The sequence below is a fragment of the Pseudomonas lalkuanensis genome, assembly GCF_008807375.1.
Lineage (GTDB): Bacteria > Pseudomonadota > Gammaproteobacteria > Pseudomonadales > Pseudomonadaceae > Metapseudomonas > Metapseudomonas lalkuanensis.
Window position 1 is genome coordinate 4292778 of record NZ_CP043311.1, and the last position, 14278, is coordinate 4307055.

A 14278-nucleotide genomic window follows, 5' to 3' on the forward strand; every position below is an offset into this window, starting at 1 on the left:
GGGGACCCGACGAAGTCGGGCCGGATGCAGGGGCAAGCGTTCTTGGTTACTTCTTTGTGGGCGGCATTCCGACGTTTGAAAGAAGTGACTCGCCGGGAGGCGAAACCAGAGACATCCGCAGAACTCGGCAAGCAGCCTGGCTCAGGACGTTTCAGCAATACGTAGCGCTGGCAAAGCGAATTCATCCACAGCATGGGGCAGCTGCGCTGCCCTTGGCGATTGAAATCGCCCCCACAGAAGAGCATCGCGAATGAAGTCGCTCCCACCATTACGACTCAGATCGGGTCCCAGCGCCGGGACCAGTCGATGTCCTCGGCCACGACTTCTCGCAGCAGGTCGATGGCCTGGCGCAGGGCCGGGGAGTCCTTCTCGCGGGAATAGACCAGGTACGTGGGATAGGTGAATTCCGGCGCCTTCTCCACCCGCTCCAGCTCGCCGTTTTCCAGGTGCCCCTGCACCACGCGCGCGCGGAAGTAGCCAGAGCCGCCGCATTGCAGGATGTAATGCAGGGCCAGCGGGCCGAGGTTGGTGGCCAGCACGGCGCTGGCCTTGTCCGGGAGCGCGGCATCGTGGCGCTGGCGGAATTCCGGTCCCCAGTCGTTGTAGATGTAGGGCTCCGGGTTGATCGCCGAACGCACCTGGATCAGCTTTTCCTCCATCAGCAGCTCCACCTGCAGGCCCGGCCAGTAATCGGGGCGGTAGACCAGCGCGGCATCCAGCAGGCTGCTCTGCAGTTGCTGCTGCAGGTGGCCGGCCTCGCCGACTTCCGCGCGCACGGCAAGGGACGGCATGCGCTCGCGCAGGCGGATCACCCAACTGAGCACCAGCGGACTGCACAGGCTCACCTCGCCACCGAGGTTGAGCACGTCGCGGTAGCCCTCCGGCAATGGCAGGTCGCGCCGCGCCGCCTCCCAGGTCTCCACCAGCTTGTTGGCATAGGCAACGAATACTTCGCCGTCGGCGGTCAGCCGCGCCCCCGCGCGGTTGCGCACGAAGAGCCGGCAATCCAGTTGCTGCTCCAGGTTCTGCACCCGCGCGGTGATGGTGGTCTGGGTGACATGCAGGCGCTCGGCGGCGGCGACGAAGCTGCCGGTGCGGACGATCTCCAGGAAGGTACGCGCCAGGTCGATATCCATGGGCTTGCTCGGGTGCTGAAAGGTTGGCCGAGTTTACCGGGCGGCGGCTCGAGGTGTGGGATCGAATTCATTCGCGAATGGGCGTCCCCGCCTCTACCAACCTCAACAGCCGCGCAGCACCGGCACGGATTGCCTCGCGCAACGCCTCCGGCCCGCGCACCTCGAAATCGAAGGGCAGCTTCGCCAGTTGGCGTGCGAACCAGCCCATGCTGTCGGTGCGCGTGCGCAGCAGCACGCCCTCCTCCACCGGTTCCAGCAGGCCGATGCCGCTGCTCAGTTCTTCGGCGGCACGGGCCAGGTCGCATCTGAGCAACACCTCCACCGCGGTCGAGCGCGGCAGCTGGGCAATGCTGCCGGTCAGGAAGGCAGCGGCATCGAAATCCGGCGGCCGCTCGAAATGTGCTTCCAGCAACCGGACCGCCTGCATGCGATCCAGGCGGAAGCTGCGCAGGTCCCGACGCAGGTGGCAGTGGCCGCTCATGTACCAGCGCCCGGCGCGATAGACCAGGCCGTAGGGATCGGCCTGGCGCTCGCTGTTGTTGCTGTCGCCGGCGCTGTAGACGAAGTGCACCCGTTGACGCGCCTGCACGGCGGCGGCCAGGTCCAGCAGCCAGCGCTCGCTGGCGGCCGCCCGTGGCCCGGGCAGGTCCAGGGTGGCGGCGTCGCCCAGGGCGCGCAGGCGCGGGCACTGGCCACCGCCGGTGCCGCCTGTTCCAGCCCGAGGTTCTGTGCGGCCAGCAGGCCGAGGGACAGCGCCAGGGTTTCCTCATTGGTGAACATCATCGGCGGCAGCTTGAAGCCGGCCACCAGTCGGTAGCCGCCATGGCGCCCGCGTTCGGCGGTCAGGGGAATACCCATCTCTTCGAGGGTGGCGATGTAGCGCCGCAGGGTGCGCCCGTCCACCTCCAGGCGCCGCGCCAGCTCGCTGCCGCTGAGCTGGCCATGGGTCTGCAGCAGCTCCAGCACGGCGAGCACCCGGGTGGTGGGATTGGGCATGATCAAGGCTCCGCGAAAAATCTTTCCAGGAAGGAAATCAATTAGGGCGGAATAAAGCCTGATTACCTCTCAGGGTGCTCCCAGGGCCGGCCAGTACGGCCTCTCATCATCCCTTCAAGGAGCAAGACTGCGATACTGCGGGTTGCTGGAGACCAGCAAGATAGTGCCCACGCGCCGGGTTGTTGGCAGGCGCGTGAGCGGTTTCGCATCAGAAGGCGAAGCACGAGCAGCCGAACGCACCCCAGAAGCCCTGGAAGTCGCTGATCGGCACCGCCGAGCGGCGCGCCTTGTCGTGGCTGTGGGCATGCACGGCGCAGGCGCCGACGCACTGGTGCACCTGCGCCACCAGCGGCGCGCCGGGTTTCCAGTGGCCGGGCACCCTGGCCACCGGCGACCAGTCGGGCAGTACCGGAGCCGGCGGCGGCGCCAGCTTGTCAAACTCGCCAGCGCCATACACCACCTTGCCGTCGACCACGGTGAGCACCGACTCGATCCACTTGATCGCCTCTTCCTCGACGCTGAAGAAGTCCGCCGACAGGGCGACCAGATCGGCCAGTTGGCCGACCTTGATCTGCCCCTTCTTGCCCTGCTCGCTGGAGAACCAGGCGCTGCCATGGGTGAACAGCTCCAGCGCGGTGGCGCGCGGCAGGCCCTGCGGGTACAGCTCCAGACCGCCGACGGTCTTGCCGCTGACCATCCAGTACAGCGAAGTCCAGGGGTTGTAGCTGGCCACGCGGGTGGCGTCGGTACCGGCGCCGACCGGCACGCCCTCACTCAGCATGCGCTGGATCGGCGGGGTCTTCTCGGCGGCCTGCTTGCCGTAGCGGTCGACGAAGTATTCGCCCTGGAAGGCCATGCGGTGCTGGATGGCGATGCCGCCACCGAGGGCGCGGACGCGCTCGATGTTCTTCGGCGTGATGGTCTCGGCGTGGTCGAAGAACCACGGCAGGCCGTTGAACGGGATGTCACGGTTGACCTTCTCGAACACGTCGAGCATGCGCGAGATGGATTCGTCGTAGGTGGCGTGCAGGCGGAACGGCCAGCGCTGCTCGACCAGGTGGCGGACGACCGGTTCCAACTCCTGCTCCATGCTTGGCGCGAGGTCCGGGCGCGGTTCGAGGAAGTCCTCGAAGTCGGCGGCGGAGAACACCAGCATCTCGCCGGCGCCGTTGTGACGCAGGAAGTCGCTGCCCTGGCCGGGTTTGACGATCTTGCTCCACTGCTGGAAGTCGGCCAGCTCTTCCTTGGGTTTCTGGGTGAACAGGTTGTAGGCGATGCGGATGCTCAGCTGGTTGTCCTTGGCCAGCTGCTCGATCACCTGGTAGTCGTCCGGATAATTCTGGTAACCACCGCCGGCATCGATGGCACTGGTCACGCCCAGGCGATTCAGCTCGCGCATGAACTGGCGGGTCGAGTTGACCTGGTATTCCAGCGGCAGCTTGGGCCCCTTGCTCAGGGTCGAGTAGAGGATCATCGCGTTGGGCCGCGCCACCAGCATGCCGGTGGGCTCGCCATTGGCATCGCGAACGATCTCGCCGCCCGGCGGGTTGGGCGTGTCCTTGCCGTAGCCGACCACCCGCAGCGCGGCGCGGTTGAGCAGTGCGCGGTCATACAGGTGGAGGACGAACACCGGGGTGTCCGGCGCAGCCTTGTTCAGCTCGTCGAGGGTCGGCATGCGCTTCTCGGCGAACTGGAATTCGTTCCAGCCACCGACCACCCGCACCCACTGCGGGGTGGGCGTGCGGTCGGCCTGTTCCTTGAGCATGCGCAGGGCATCGGCCAGCGACGGCACGCCTTCCCAGCGCAACTCCAGGTTGTAGTTGAGGCCGCCGCGGATCAGGTGCAGGTGCGAGTCGTTGAGGCCGGGGATCACCGTGCGTTTCTGCAGGTCGATGACCTGGGTGGCGCTGCCGCGCAGGGCCATGACTTCGGCATCGCTACCGACGGCGAGGAAGCGCCCGTCCTTGATCGCCACGGCACTGGCTGTGGGCTTCTCGCGGTCGACCGTGTGCAGACGGCCGTTGAACAGGATCATGTCAGGTTGCACGGTGCCTCCTTTATCAGCGCCGAAGATTGGTAGAACGGGCCAAAGTGCGCCGGCGGCGCCTAGGACCGAAGACGCAGCGAGAAAGCGGCGTCGGTTGTTGGCAGGTTCATTTGACATGGGACCTCCGAATTCATGGTTTGCTGAGCCAGGGTGCAAGCCAGCGGGTGACCCATGGCATGAACAGGTAGACCACCAGCAGGACGATGGTCAGGGTGATCAGCGTATTGCTGGCAAGGTGGCCGCCGAGCCAGGGTTGGATCGCGAACAGTGGTTGCCACATCAGCGGTACCAGCAGGCTGAGTGGCAGGATCACGGCGAAGGTGATGCTGGCCTGCTTCCAGCGCGGCGGTGGGCCAGGCACATGCTCCGGGGCGAACCAGAACTCGCGAGCCGAGTGCAATGCTAGGTCCTCGTCACTGGCCAGCAGTGGGGTGACTTCCTCGACCAAGCGCCGGCGGTCGTCGGAGTCCAACCAGCTCTGCAGGTGGTCGGCGCTGGAGAATCGCAGCACGCTGGTGAACAGTGCGTGGTCGCCTTCCTTACCGTGGATCACATCGACGCCCAAGTGCCCAGGGTAGCCCTGGGCAGTCTGCACGATGCGTCGCAACCAGCTCTCGTAGGAGTCGAGCTGGCCCTGACGCACGCGATGGCGGATTAGTAGAGTAACCACTTTATTGACGTTGTCCGCTGGCATGGCTCGCCTCCTATTTGAGGTGCTGCTTAAGCTCGAGACCGGCCTGACGCATCGCGGCGTGCACTGCTGGTACATGGGCCAACGGGTTGAGCAGACCGTAGTCGTGGATCATGCCGTTGTAGCGCACGGCGGTGACGGTCACGCCGGCGGAATCCAGCTTGCGCGCGTAAGCCTCACCCTCGTCACGCAGCACGTCGAACTCGGCGGTCTGGATCAGGGTCGGCGGCAGGCCCTTGAGCTGCTCGCTGGTGGCCTGTAGCGGCGAGGCGAAACGTTCGGCGCGCTGCTTGGGATCGGTGGTGTAGCTGTCCCAGAACCATTTCATCAGCGGCTTGCTCAGGAAGTGGCCCTGGGCGAACTGGTTGTAGGAAGCGGTCTCCAGGTTGGCATCGGTCACCGGCCACAGCAGCAGCTGGAAGCGCAGTTTCGGCGTGCCCGCTTCCTTGGCCTTGAGCGCGACCACCGCGGCCATATTGCCGCCGACGCTGTTGCCGGCCACGGCCAGGCGCGAGCTGTCCACCTCGATCTCCTTGCCGTGCTCGCCGACCCACTGGGTGGCGGCAAAGGCCTGGTCGATGGCGGTCGGGTATTTGGCTTCCGGCGACGGCGTGTAGCCGACATAGACGGCCACGGCGCCGGAGTTCACCACCAGGTCGCGGATCAGACGGGCATGGGTCGGGTAGTCGCCGAGCACCCAGCCGCCGCCGTGGAAGAACATGAATACCGGCAGGTCACCCTTCACGCCCTCGGGGCGGACGATGGTCAGCGGGATCGACTGGCCGCCCGCCTGGATGGTTTTCTCGGACACACTCACGCCGGACAGATCGACCTTGACCGAGGCCTGGGCGCCCACCAGCACGGCGCGGGCATCTTGCGGGCTGAGGGTTTCCAGCGGCTTGCCGCCGCCGGCTTCCAGGGCCTCGAGGAAGGCCTGGGTGTGGTGTTCCACGCCGGGGTTGCCGGCGGCAAGGGCATGGCCGGTGGACAGGGCCAGCAGCGAGGCGAGCAGGGTGAGACGATTCATGCGGATACTCCTTGTTTGTCGACCAGTGCGAAGGTGACGTCGATGTTGTTGCGGAGGCGTTGGAATGCCATTGCGAGTTGGTAGGTTTCCTGATCGAGCACGGCCATGTTCCTTGCTGTCTCGTGGTAACGCGCGCAGCCGTGCCCACCTCCGAGAGGCTATAGGCTTGCGTCTGTCATTCGGTTGAAAGAGCCGCCCCCGAGAGCCGGGGGCGCCCAGGCTTAGATGGGGGCGGCGACAGGGGCTAGAGTCGGGCCGTGCTCAACGCGCTCAGGCGCCTTGTGGACCATGGTGTATGCGTAGTCGACGCCCATGCCGTATGCGCCGGAGTGTTCCTTGACCAGGTTCATGACGGCGTCGTAGGTGTCGCGATTCTTCCAGTCGCGCTGCCATTCCAGCAGCACTTGCTGCCAGGTCATCGGCACTACGCCAGCCTGGATCATGCGCTGCATGGCGTAGTCGTGTGCTTCCTTGGTGGTGCCGCCGGAAGCGTCGGCGACCATGTAGATCTCGTAGTCGGCATCGTGCATGGCGGAGAGTGCGAAGGTGGTGTTGCATACCTCGGTCCACAGGCCGGCGACGATGATCTTTTTGCGCCCGTTCTTGTTCAAGGCATCACGAACTTTCTGGTCGTCCCAGGAGTTCATCGAGGTGCGCTCCAGCAAGGGGGCGTCGGGAAACACCGCTAGCAACTCGGGGTAGGTATGGCCGGAGAAGCTCTCGGTCTCCACCGTGGTGATGGTGGTGGGGACGTCGAAGATCTTCGCTGCCTTGGCCAGAGCCACCGTGTTGTTCTTCAGAGTTTGCCGATCGATGCTCTGGACACCGAAGGCCATCTGGGGCTGGTGATCAATGAAGATCAGTTGGCTGTTTTGGGGAGTCAGGACTTCGGTTTTCGGATTGTTCATTGTCGTTACCTGTCGGTGGTTAGAAGGTCTTGGTGTGGTTCTCGGCGGTCGCATTCGCTTCGTAGCGACCCGGCATTACAGGGGCTTTCGGAGCAGCTGCGGCCTGAACTCGAATCCAAGTTAGCTGATCGACTGGTAATTGATTTGTGCATTTTTGCGTTTCCAATGGCGCATAAATGCGCCATTGGAAACGCGTCTGCGCTGCTAGCATCCGCCTTCCACCAACTGAATCGACGCGATCAACGCGTCCAGTCCGAACAAGGAGAATGCAATGGCAGCTTCACGTCCCAATGGCCAAAAAACCGCGTACTGGGGTGTTTCCTGGGAAGAGGGGTATGGCTACCCTCAGGCGAGGCAGGTAGGGAACGAGATCTACGTATCCGGCCAGTTCAACCACGATGAAGAAGGCAACCTAGTTGCTCCCGCACCGCTGGATAGCAAGGGGAAGCCTCGTGATTTCTCCGCGATGGGAGAACAGATGCGCACCGCCTATGACAACATCTCCAAGCTGCTCGCTCTCTACGGCGCCACGCTTGAGGACGTAGTCGAAGAGACGCTTTATGTCCTGGACATGGACGCGGCATTCGCCGTGGTGGGCAGTGTTCGCAAGGCAGCCTATGGCACCGAACGTCCGCAGTGCGCGAGCAATATCATTGGCGTGTCCAGATTGGCGCAGCGTCCGCAACTGATCGAAATCGCTTGCAAGGCAGTTATCGGCTCGCGAGCCGATTAAGCGAGATTCCCGGCTGAAGCTACTCGGCCGGTTGCGCGAGTTGCCCCTCGATGAGGGGCTTCTGGTTCGCCACTGCGGCGGCGCAGAAGGTCATGAAGGCCTTGACTCGCCAAGACTTCCGAATGTCCTGGTGGGTGAGCAGCCAGAGTTCATCATTGAGCTCGGGCACCACCGGGCCGACGCGCCTCAGCCCCGGTGTGATATCACCCAGCATGCAGGGCAGGAACCCGAAACCGAGCCCCGCCGCGATTGCAACACTCGCTGCAGCGACAGAGTCGGTTCGATACGAAATGCAGTGCGCATCCACTCTGTTGTCGACGTAGCTGGTGGCTTTCAGATCGCAAAGACCACCGGAATACGACACCCACGACTGGCCTTCGGCGAAAGGCGCAGAAGCAGGCGCGCTTTTAACATTGCCGTACGGTGCCCAGGCGATTGTTGCGAGTTTCCGCCCCACTAGGCTATCCGAAGGTTTCTTGGTCGCTCTTACCGCGATGTCCGACTCGTCTCGGGCAAGACTCAACGTTTGGTTACCCACCAGAACCTCGATCGTAATCCCTTCGTTGACCGCCTTGAAGTCCGCAATGATGGGGGTGAGGAAGTACAGGAGTAACGAGTCACTGGTGGTAATTCGCAGCTTGCCCAGAAGCCCGTGCTCCGCACGTGATATGCGCCGAGCGACGCTGACGATATCGAGCTCGACGCGTTCGGCCAGGGCCCGCAACTCGGCACCTTCCGTGGTGAGCATGTAACCCGAGCGCCGGTGATCGAACAGAGCGATCCCAAGTGCTTTCTCAAGCTGAGCCACTCGGCGTGAGACGGTGGATACGTTGATTCCGAGCTTCTTGGCAGTGATGGCGCGATTGCCAGACTCGCTGAGCGTCTTGATGATTCGAAGATCGTCCCACGAGAGCTGGTTTACAGCTTCGCTCAGGTCCCATTTGGCACGGCCTTGCGTACCCTGACCCGATGAAACACCTCTAGGTGATGATTTCACGCCAAACATTCCAAATCTTGTGTTCGCGCATCATATGAAAAGACATATGGAAGAGCTATCGAGAGACTTGCAGTGCGGTTGGCGGTCACAGGCGGAGTGAGCGACTGCTTTTGGCCGATTTCTGCCGGTTAAGACCGGTAGCTTGGGTCAAGAGCGGCCATGCCTGCAGATTTACAGAGATGAATAAAAGGTGGGTCCGACGCGAGCAGGCGCCTCGGCGAGAACAACGCCCGAGTAGTGAAAGACCATCAGAGCGCCAAGCTACTCGAATGGATGAAGCTCGGCGACTCGGTAAGTCCGCAGGAAGGATTTCGGCTGAGAGCCCGATTTCGCTTATGGGGGACGACTCGGATTGGCGTGTAAACGAAAGCTTGAGAAAACAGCCTTTTGTTTACGTTTTTTCCTTGAGAAATAGGTGACACCTGCCGGCAACCTCAACTCATGCGTCGCATCTAGTCGTTTACAGACTTGACCAGTGGGTAGAGTTAAGCGGTTCGACCTGGGCGAGGAATTCCCCCACCTGCAGCGTTACCTGCTGCGGCTCAAGGCCGACCCGGCCATCACCTTCGCCCGTGGCATCGAGGACGGCGAACCGGCCATCAGCCGGGGTGGCTTCAGGGGCCATGTGACGCTGGAGGAGCTGGTGCCGCGACTGGGGCGTGATCCGTCCCCACGCAGGAGCGAGTCTTCGCGAGCAGAGTTCGCTCCTACAGGGGCGGCGGTCAGGGCTGCAGGTCGAACAGGGCGCTGCCGCTTTCCATATCGAAGGGCGCGGAGAAGTGTTCGTGGACGATCTTCCACGTGTCGCCGCGCTTGACGTAGCCCTGGGTGCCGCGCATCCAGCTGGTCTTCACCACGCCATCCTGCTCGCCGCCGCAACGAATCAGGCAGTGCACGAAGGCCACGGCGGTATCGGCGTGGATGGTGGGCTCGGCGGGTTCGAAAATGCCGTCGCCGGCACACAGCTCCATGCAAAAGCGCCAGTGCTGGCCGTAGGCATCGAGGCCCTTGAACTGCAATTTGAGAATGGCGTCGTAGGCGATCACCTCGTCCGCGTAGCAGGCCAGGATCGCTTCCACGTTCTTGGCACGGGCCGCCTTCAGCCATTGGTTGAAGACTTCGTGCACTTCCAGTTCGGTGGTGGCCTTCAGGGTTTCGCTGCTCATGGTAGGTCTCCAGGTTTTCGCCAGGGCTGCACCGGCTGCTTGCCGGTGGATTCACCTCTGGTCGAGGCCCGTTGTCCGGCTTCGACATCCGTTTCGCCACGACCGACGAACGGTGCCGTCATGCCTCCAGTTCACGCAGGCGCTTCTCGATGAAGCGCCGCTCGGGTTCCTGCCGCGCCAGCGCCAGGGCGCCGTGATAGGCCGCCCGCGCGTCGTCTTTGCGCCCAAGGCGCCGGCAGAAGTCGGCCCGGGCGGCATGGGCCAGGTGGTAGTCACGCAGTTCCCCGCTTTCCAGCAAGGCATCCACTTCCGCCAGACCCGCTTCCGGCCCGTCACGCATGGCGACCGCCACTGCGCGATTGAGGGCCACCACGGGCGACGGCACGAGGCGTTGCAGTACGTCGTAGAGGCCGACGATCTGCCCCCAGTCGGTGCTCGCCGCATCGGCCGCCTGGGCATGCACGGCGGAGATGGCGGCCTGCAGCAGGTAGACGCCGACACGCCGGCTGGCCAGCGCCTGGGTCACCAGGGCGAGGCCCTCGGCGATCTGCGCCCGGTCCCACAGGGTGCGGTCCTGCTCGTCCAGCAGGATCAGCTCGCCGTCCGCGTTGGCACGGGCGGTGCGGCGCGAGTCGTGCAACAGCATCAACGCCAGCAGCCCCATCACTTCAGGGTCCGGCAACAGCTCCAGCAGCAAGCGCGCCAGGCGGATGGCCTCGGCGGAGAGGTCGGTGCGGGTCAGGGAATCCCCGGAGGTGGCCGAGTAGCCTTCGTTGAACACCAGGTAGATGACCCGCAGGACGTTATCCAGCCGCTGCGGCAGTTCGGCCAGGGCCGGCACCTGATAGGGAATGTGCGCATCACGGATCTTCGCCTTGGCCCGCACGATGCGCTGGGCGATGGTGGACGGCGTGCTGAGGAAGGCGCGGGCGATTTCCTCGGTCTTCAGGTCGCAGACCTCACGCAGGGTCAGCGGTACCTGGGCGTCCGCCGGCAGCGCCGGGTGGCAGCAGGTGAAGATCAGCCGCAGGCGGTCATCCTCCACATCCTCGCCCTCCTCGAAGGCGCTGGCGGCCTCTTCCAGTTCGGCCACCAGATGGCGCTTCGATGCGTCGAAACGGGCGCGCCGGCGCAGGCTGTCGATGGCCTTGAAGCGACCGGCCGATACCAGCCAGGCGCGCGGGTTGGCTGGAATGCCATCCCGCGGCCATTGCTGCACCGCAGCGATGAAGGCGTCGTGCAGGGCTTCCTCGGCCAGGTCGAAATCCCCCAGGAGGCGGATCAGCGTGGCGAGGACGCGACGCGAGTCACTGCGGTAGATCGACTCGACCCGCAGGCGCAGTTCGGCCTCTTCCATCAGGCCCTCCCGTGCATCACGAGGCGACGCCCAGGGTCGGCCGCACTTCGGGTTCGCGTACCGGGCGCACTTCGATGCAGCCCAGGCGGGCCGGCGGAATCTTCGAGGCGATCTGCAGGGCTTCGTTGAGGTCGCGGGCTTCGATCAGGTAGAAGCCGCCGAGTTGTTCCTTGGTTTCCGCGAAAGGCCCGTCGGTCATGGACACCCGCCCGCCCTGGATGCGCAGGGTGGTGGCGGTGCGCACCGACTCCAGGGCATTGGATGCCAGGTAATGGCCGCTGGCGGTGAGCTGCTCGGTGTAGTCCACGCATTCGCCGGCGATGGCCTGGTAGTCGGCATCGGTCAGGGTGGCGAGCTTGGCTTCTTCGATATAGATCAGGCACAGGTATTTCATGATGGGTTCCTCGGGTGGCTGCGGGGTACTGACACCCATTGGTCGTACGGCCGCGTCGGGAATCGACAGGGCCGGCGGAAAATTCCTTTCTTCATCAGGATCGACCATGCCCTGCTGGCGCGAATTCATTCGTCAATGAATTCGCTCCAGCAGGAAAGGGTTCAGGATAGCCCCGCTGCGTCACCTTGCCCGTCGAGGGGTCGAGCGGTCCGTTTCAGGCTATTTCTCGGCGGCGGCCTTGAGGTTGTTCAGGCCCTGGTCGAACTTGCTGCCCACCATGTCATCCATGTCGAAGAACACCTGCATCAGCCGGTGGGTGTAGGGCGAAGGCCCGTACATGGCCCAGGTGACCTGGGTTCCGCCGGCGTGGGGCTGGAGGAGGAATTCTGCGGTGTTGTGGGCCTCGAAGGGCATCTGGAAGTCCAGCTTGATCTCCACCTTGGATGCCGGCTGGCTGTGGGTGATTTCCATGCGCCCGGTGCCCACCTCGTTGTTGCCCTGCCAGGCATAGGCGGCGCCCACGCCTTCGTTGGGTCCGCTGTAGTTGCGCTTGAGGGCGGGGTCGATCTTTTCCCAGGGTGACCAGGCCGTCCACTGACGGAAGTCGTTGATCAGCGGGAAGACCTTTTCCGGTGGCGCGGCAATGGTGGTCGTACGCTCGATGCGAAAGTGATCCGGGCTGATTGCGGCGTATCCCAGCACGCCGAGTATCGCGACGACGATGATGACGAGGATGGCTTTGAGCATGGCGCCCTCCAGGGGCTCTCGGGCAGGTGGACTGGCACATCGGCAGTACTGCCAGAACAAGGTTAGCCGCTCTGCGCAGCGGTGCCCGGCAGCCTGATGTGACGGCCCAGTTCCTCGAACAGGGTGGTGACCGAACGCAGCGCCCGGCAGTCCGGACGGGTCAGCAGCCAGAGGGCGCTGGTACAGCCGTGCAGGTCGTTTTGCAGCACCTGCAGGCGCGTTTCGCCCCGCACCAGGAACGCCGGGAGGGCCGCCACGCCCAGGCCCGCCCGCACCAGTTGCGCCACCGACAGTGTGCTGTTGCAGCGATAGGCCGGTTGCACCTCCGGGTAACGCTGGCGGCGCCAGACCACGCTGGGGTGATTGGGCAGGAAGTCGTCCGGGGCTATCCAGGCCATGTTCGCCGGGTCGGTATCGGACGAACGAGCCAGGTAGCTGTCCGCCGCGCAGAGCACATAGGACACGGCCCCCAGGCAGCGTCCCACGAGATGGCCGGGCGGCGTGGTGGTCAGGCGCAGGGCGATGTCGGCGTCACGGCGGCTGAGGTTGGCGAAATCGTTGGAGGTGGTCAGCTCCAGTTCCAACGCCGGGTAGGCCGGCATGAAGCACGCCAGGGCGGGCAACAGCAGGCCGTGGAGGACCGCGTCGGTGCAGGTCAGGCGCAGGGTGCCGCTGACAGCCTCGCGGCCCTGCTCCAGGCCCAGGCGCGCGGCCTCCAGCGCCTTCTCCGCCAGTTCAGCCTGTTGCGCCAGCAGTTGCGCGGCCGCATTGGGCAGGTAGCCGGCGCGGCTCTTCTCGAACAGCACGCTGCCAAGGGACTGTTCCAGCCGCCGCAGGGAACGGAACACGGTGGAAACGTCCACCTTGAGCAGCTCGGCGGCGCGCGCCAGGGTGCCGCCACGGACCAGCGCCAGCACCAGGGCCAGGTCCGTGTGGTCGATTTCGTATTGCATCAACGCAATCCCACCTTGCTGAATCGCCAATATTGATTGCTCCAGCGCAACTATATAGTCCGCTGGAGCCGGCGCAATCCGCGCCACGCATCGGAGGACAGAGATGAAGCAACTGCGCATCGGCCTGGTTGGCGACAGGGACGACAGCATCACCGCTCACCGCGCCATTCCGCGCGCCCTGGAACTCGCGGCCCTGACGACCGGGAGGGCGGTGCAAGGCATCTGGCTGGCGACGGACCGCATCGGTGAAACTCGCCTCGACGCCTTCCACGGCCTCTGGTGCGTTCCCGGCAGCCCCTACCGCGATACCGAAGGCGCGCTGGGCGCCATCGCCCATGCACGGCGCACCGCCCTGCCCTTCCTCGGCACCTGCGGCGGCTTCCAGCACGCACTGCTGGAACATGCGCGCAATGTGCTCGGCTGGGCCGATGCCGAACACGCCGAAACCGCTCCGGATGCCCAGCGTGCAGTGATCAGTCCCCTGCCCTGCGCCCTGCGGGAAACTCTGGAGCGCATCCAGCTACTCGCCGACTCGCGTCTGGCCGCGGCCTATGGCATGCCCGAAGCCTTCGAGGGTTACCACTGCGGATACGGCCTGAATCCGGCCTTTCGCGAAGCACTCACCCAAGGGCCGCTGAGGGTCGCAGCCACCGACGCCGCCGGTGCGGTCAGGGCGGTGGAACTGGAGGGCCATCCGTTCTTCGTCGCCACGCTGTTCCAGCCGGAACGCGCCGCCCTGATCGGCCGCCTGCCACCGCTGGTTGCGGCGTTCGTCAACGCCTGCCAGGAGCACGGCCAATGATTGCCCGCACGCCCGAGCCGCCCTACTACGCGGTGATCTTTACCTCCCTGCGCAGCGACACCGAGCAGGACTACGCCGTCACCGCCGAACGCATGCTGGAGCTGGCGCGCGAGCAACCGGGCTTCCTCGGCGTGGAATCGGCCCGGGGCGCCGACGGGCTGGGGATCACGGTGTCGTACTGGCGCGACGAGGCGTCCATCCGCGCCTGGCGCGTCCAGGCCGAACACCGCGAAGCCCAGCGACGCGGAAGGACCGATTGGTACCGGGCATTCCGTACCCGGGTGGCCCATGTCGAGCGCGACTACGGGCTGGAGTGAGCCCCGG

Annotated in this window: 16 protein-coding genes; 3 read left to right on the forward strand and 13 right to left on the reverse strand. The window is 64.7% G+C overall.

Features of this window, described 5'->3' with window-relative positions; genetic code table 11:
* Positions 1 to 275 precede the first annotated feature (275 nt).
* From FXN65_RS19985 to FXN65_RS20010, 7 genes are all read right to left on the reverse strand, one after another.
* Complete coding sequence (locus FXN65_RS19985) at positions 276 to 1136, reverse strand: LysR family transcriptional regulator (RefSeq protein ID WP_151135666.1); 861 nt, start codon at positions 1134 to 1136, stop codon at positions 276 to 278.
* Positions 1137 to 1203: 67 nt separating this feature from the next.
* Positions 1204 to 1707: a WYL domain-containing protein gene (locus tag FXN65_RS28565; RefSeq protein WP_394351253.1), complete on the reverse strand. Its 504-nt coding sequence runs from the start codon at positions 1705 to 1707 to the stop codon at positions 1204 to 1206.
* Positions 1614 to 2132, reverse strand: a complete 519-nt coding sequence (locus FXN65_RS28570) for a helix-turn-helix transcriptional regulator (protein ID WP_226282393.1) — start codon at positions 2130 to 2132, stop codon at positions 1614 to 1616. The genes FXN65_RS28565 and FXN65_RS28570 overlap by 94 nt, the downstream gene beginning before the upstream one ends.
* 208 nt (positions 2133 to 2340) lie before the next feature.
* The gene (locus tag FXN65_RS19995; protein WP_151135668.1) at positions 2341 to 4296 is read right to left on the reverse strand and encodes an amidohydrolase; all 1956 of its coding nucleotides are present in this window, start codon (positions 4294 to 4296) and stop codon (positions 2341 to 2343) included.
* A gap of 13 nt (positions 4297 to 4309) precedes the next feature.
* A complete protein-coding gene (locus tag FXN65_RS20000) occupies positions 4310 to 4873 on the reverse strand; it encodes an antibiotic biosynthesis monooxygenase (RefSeq protein ID WP_151135670.1) in 564 nt (187 codons plus the stop codon).
* Positions 4874 to 4883: 10 nt separating this feature from the next.
* Complete coding sequence (locus FXN65_RS20005; protein WP_151135672.1) at positions 4884 to 5897, reverse strand: alpha/beta hydrolase; 1014 nt, start codon at positions 5895 to 5897, stop codon at positions 4884 to 4886.
* Between the two features lie 221 nt (positions 5898 to 6118).
* Positions 6119 to 6805, reverse strand: a complete 687-nt coding sequence (locus FXN65_RS20010; RefSeq protein WP_151135674.1) for a hydrolase — start codon at positions 6803 to 6805, stop codon at positions 6119 to 6121.
* 271 nt (positions 6806 to 7076) lie between these two features.
* Between FXN65_RS20010 and FXN65_RS20015 the strand changes: the two genes are divergently transcribed.
* Positions 7077 to 7538, forward strand: coding sequence for a Rid family hydrolase (locus tag FXN65_RS20015; protein ID WP_151135676.1), 462 nt, complete (start codon positions 7077 to 7079; stop codon positions 7536 to 7538).
* A gap of 19 nt (positions 7539 to 7557) precedes the next feature.
* Here the strand turns inward: FXN65_RS20015 and FXN65_RS20020 are convergent, their stop codons facing one another.
* From FXN65_RS20020 to FXN65_RS20045, 6 genes are all read right to left on the reverse strand, one after another.
* On the reverse strand, positions 7558 to 8544 hold the full coding sequence (locus FXN65_RS20020) for a LysR family transcriptional regulator (protein WP_151135678.1): 987 nt from the start codon (positions 8542 to 8544) through the stop codon (positions 7558 to 7560).
* 713 nt (positions 8545 to 9257) lie between these two features.
* Positions 9258 to 9701 carry a YybH family protein gene (locus FXN65_RS20025; RefSeq protein ID WP_151135680.1) on the reverse strand — a complete coding sequence of 148 codons (444 nt, stop codon included), beginning with the start codon at positions 9699 to 9701 and terminating at the stop codon, positions 9258 to 9260.
* Positions 9702 to 9819: 118 nt separating this feature from the next.
* The gene (locus tag FXN65_RS20030) at positions 9820 to 11043 is read right to left on the reverse strand and encodes an RNA polymerase sigma factor (RefSeq protein ID WP_151138892.1); all 1224 of its coding nucleotides are present in this window, start codon (positions 11041 to 11043) and stop codon (positions 9820 to 9822) included.
* 31 nt (positions 11044 to 11074) lie between these two features.
* Positions 11075 to 11452 carry a YciI family protein gene (locus FXN65_RS20035; protein ID WP_151135682.1) on the reverse strand — a complete coding sequence of 126 codons (378 nt, stop codon included), beginning with the start codon at positions 11450 to 11452 and terminating at the stop codon, positions 11075 to 11077.
* Between the two features lie 219 nt (positions 11453 to 11671).
* On the reverse strand, positions 11672 to 12199 hold the full coding sequence (locus FXN65_RS20040) for an SRPBCC family protein (RefSeq protein ID WP_151135684.1): 528 nt from the start codon (positions 12197 to 12199) through the stop codon (positions 11672 to 11674).
* Between the two features lie 62 nt (positions 12200 to 12261).
* Positions 12262 to 13152, reverse strand: coding sequence for a LysR family transcriptional regulator (locus FXN65_RS20045; RefSeq protein WP_151135686.1), 891 nt, complete (start codon positions 13150 to 13152; stop codon positions 12262 to 12264).
* Positions 13153 to 13255: 103 nt separating this feature from the next.
* On the opposite strand from FXN65_RS20045, the gene FXN65_RS20050 reads away from it, so the two are divergent.
* Together FXN65_RS20050 and FXN65_RS20055 are read left to right on the forward strand one after the other, a co-directional pair.
* Positions 13256 to 13954 carry a CTP synthase C-terminal region-related (seleno)protein gene (locus FXN65_RS20050; RefSeq protein WP_151135688.1) on the forward strand — a complete coding sequence of 233 codons (699 nt, stop codon included), beginning with the start codon at positions 13256 to 13258 and terminating at the stop codon, positions 13952 to 13954.
* Positions 13951 to 14271 (forward strand): antibiotic biosynthesis monooxygenase family protein, encoded by a 321-nt coding sequence (locus FXN65_RS20055; RefSeq protein WP_151135690.1) that lies wholly within the window; start codon positions 13951 to 13953, stop codon positions 14269 to 14271. The genes FXN65_RS20050 and FXN65_RS20055 overlap by 4 nt, the downstream gene beginning before the upstream one ends.
* The last annotated feature ends 7 nt before the right edge of the window (positions 14272 to 14278 follow it).

What these genes read in the sequence shown, in the direction of transcription:
- FXN65_RS19985 (WP_151135666.1), bottom strand. Translation starts at nt 1,136, where the DNA reads ATGGATATCGACCTGGCGCGTACCTTCCTGGAGATCGTCCGCACCGGC.
- FXN65_RS28570 (WP_226282393.1), bottom strand. Translation starts at nt 2,132, where the DNA reads ATGCCCAATCCCACCACCCGGGTGCTCGCCGTGCTGGAGCTGCTGCAG.
- FXN65_RS19995 (WP_151135668.1), bottom strand. Translation starts at nt 4,296, where the DNA reads ATGTCAAATGAACCTGCCAACAACCGACGCCGCTTTCTCGCTGCGTCT.
- FXN65_RS20000 (WP_151135670.1), bottom strand. Translation starts at nt 4,873, where the DNA reads ATGCCAGCGGACAACGTCAATAAAGTGGTTACTCTACTAATCCGCCAT.
- FXN65_RS20005 (WP_151135672.1), bottom strand. Translation starts at nt 5,897, where the DNA reads ATGAATCGTCTCACCCTGCTCGCCTCGCTGCTGGCCCTGTCCACCGGC.
- FXN65_RS20010 (WP_151135674.1), bottom strand. Translation starts at nt 6,805, where the DNA reads ATGAACAATCCGAAAACCGAAGTCCTGACTCCCCAAAACAGCCAACTG.
- FXN65_RS20015 (WP_151135676.1), top strand. Translation starts at nt 7,077, where the DNA reads ATGGCAGCTTCACGTCCCAATGGCCAAAAAACCGCGTACTGGGGTGTT.
- FXN65_RS20020 (WP_151135678.1), bottom strand. Translation starts at nt 8,544, where the DNA reads ATGTTTGGCGTGAAATCATCACCTAGAGGTGTTTCATCGGGTCAGGGT.
- FXN65_RS20025 (WP_151135680.1), bottom strand. Translation starts at nt 9,701, where the DNA reads ATGAGCAGCGAAACCCTGAAGGCCACCACCGAACTGGAAGTGCACGAA.
- FXN65_RS20035 (WP_151135682.1), bottom strand. Translation starts at nt 11,452, where the DNA reads ATGAAATACCTGTGCCTGATCTATATCGAAGAAGCCAAGCTCGCCACC.
- FXN65_RS20040 (WP_151135684.1), bottom strand. Translation starts at nt 12,199, where the DNA reads ATGCTCAAAGCCATCCTCGTCATCATCGTCGTCGCGATACTCGGCGTG.
- FXN65_RS20045 (WP_151135686.1), bottom strand. Translation starts at nt 13,152, where the DNA reads ATGCAATACGAAATCGACCACACGGACCTGGCCCTGGTGCTGGCGCTG.
- FXN65_RS20050 (WP_151135688.1), top strand. Translation starts at nt 13,256, where the DNA reads ATGAAGCAACTGCGCATCGGCCTGGTTGGCGACAGGGACGACAGCATC.
- FXN65_RS20055 (WP_151135690.1), top strand. Translation starts at nt 13,951, where the DNA reads ATGATTGCCCGCACGCCCGAGCCGCCCTACTACGCGGTGATCTTTACC.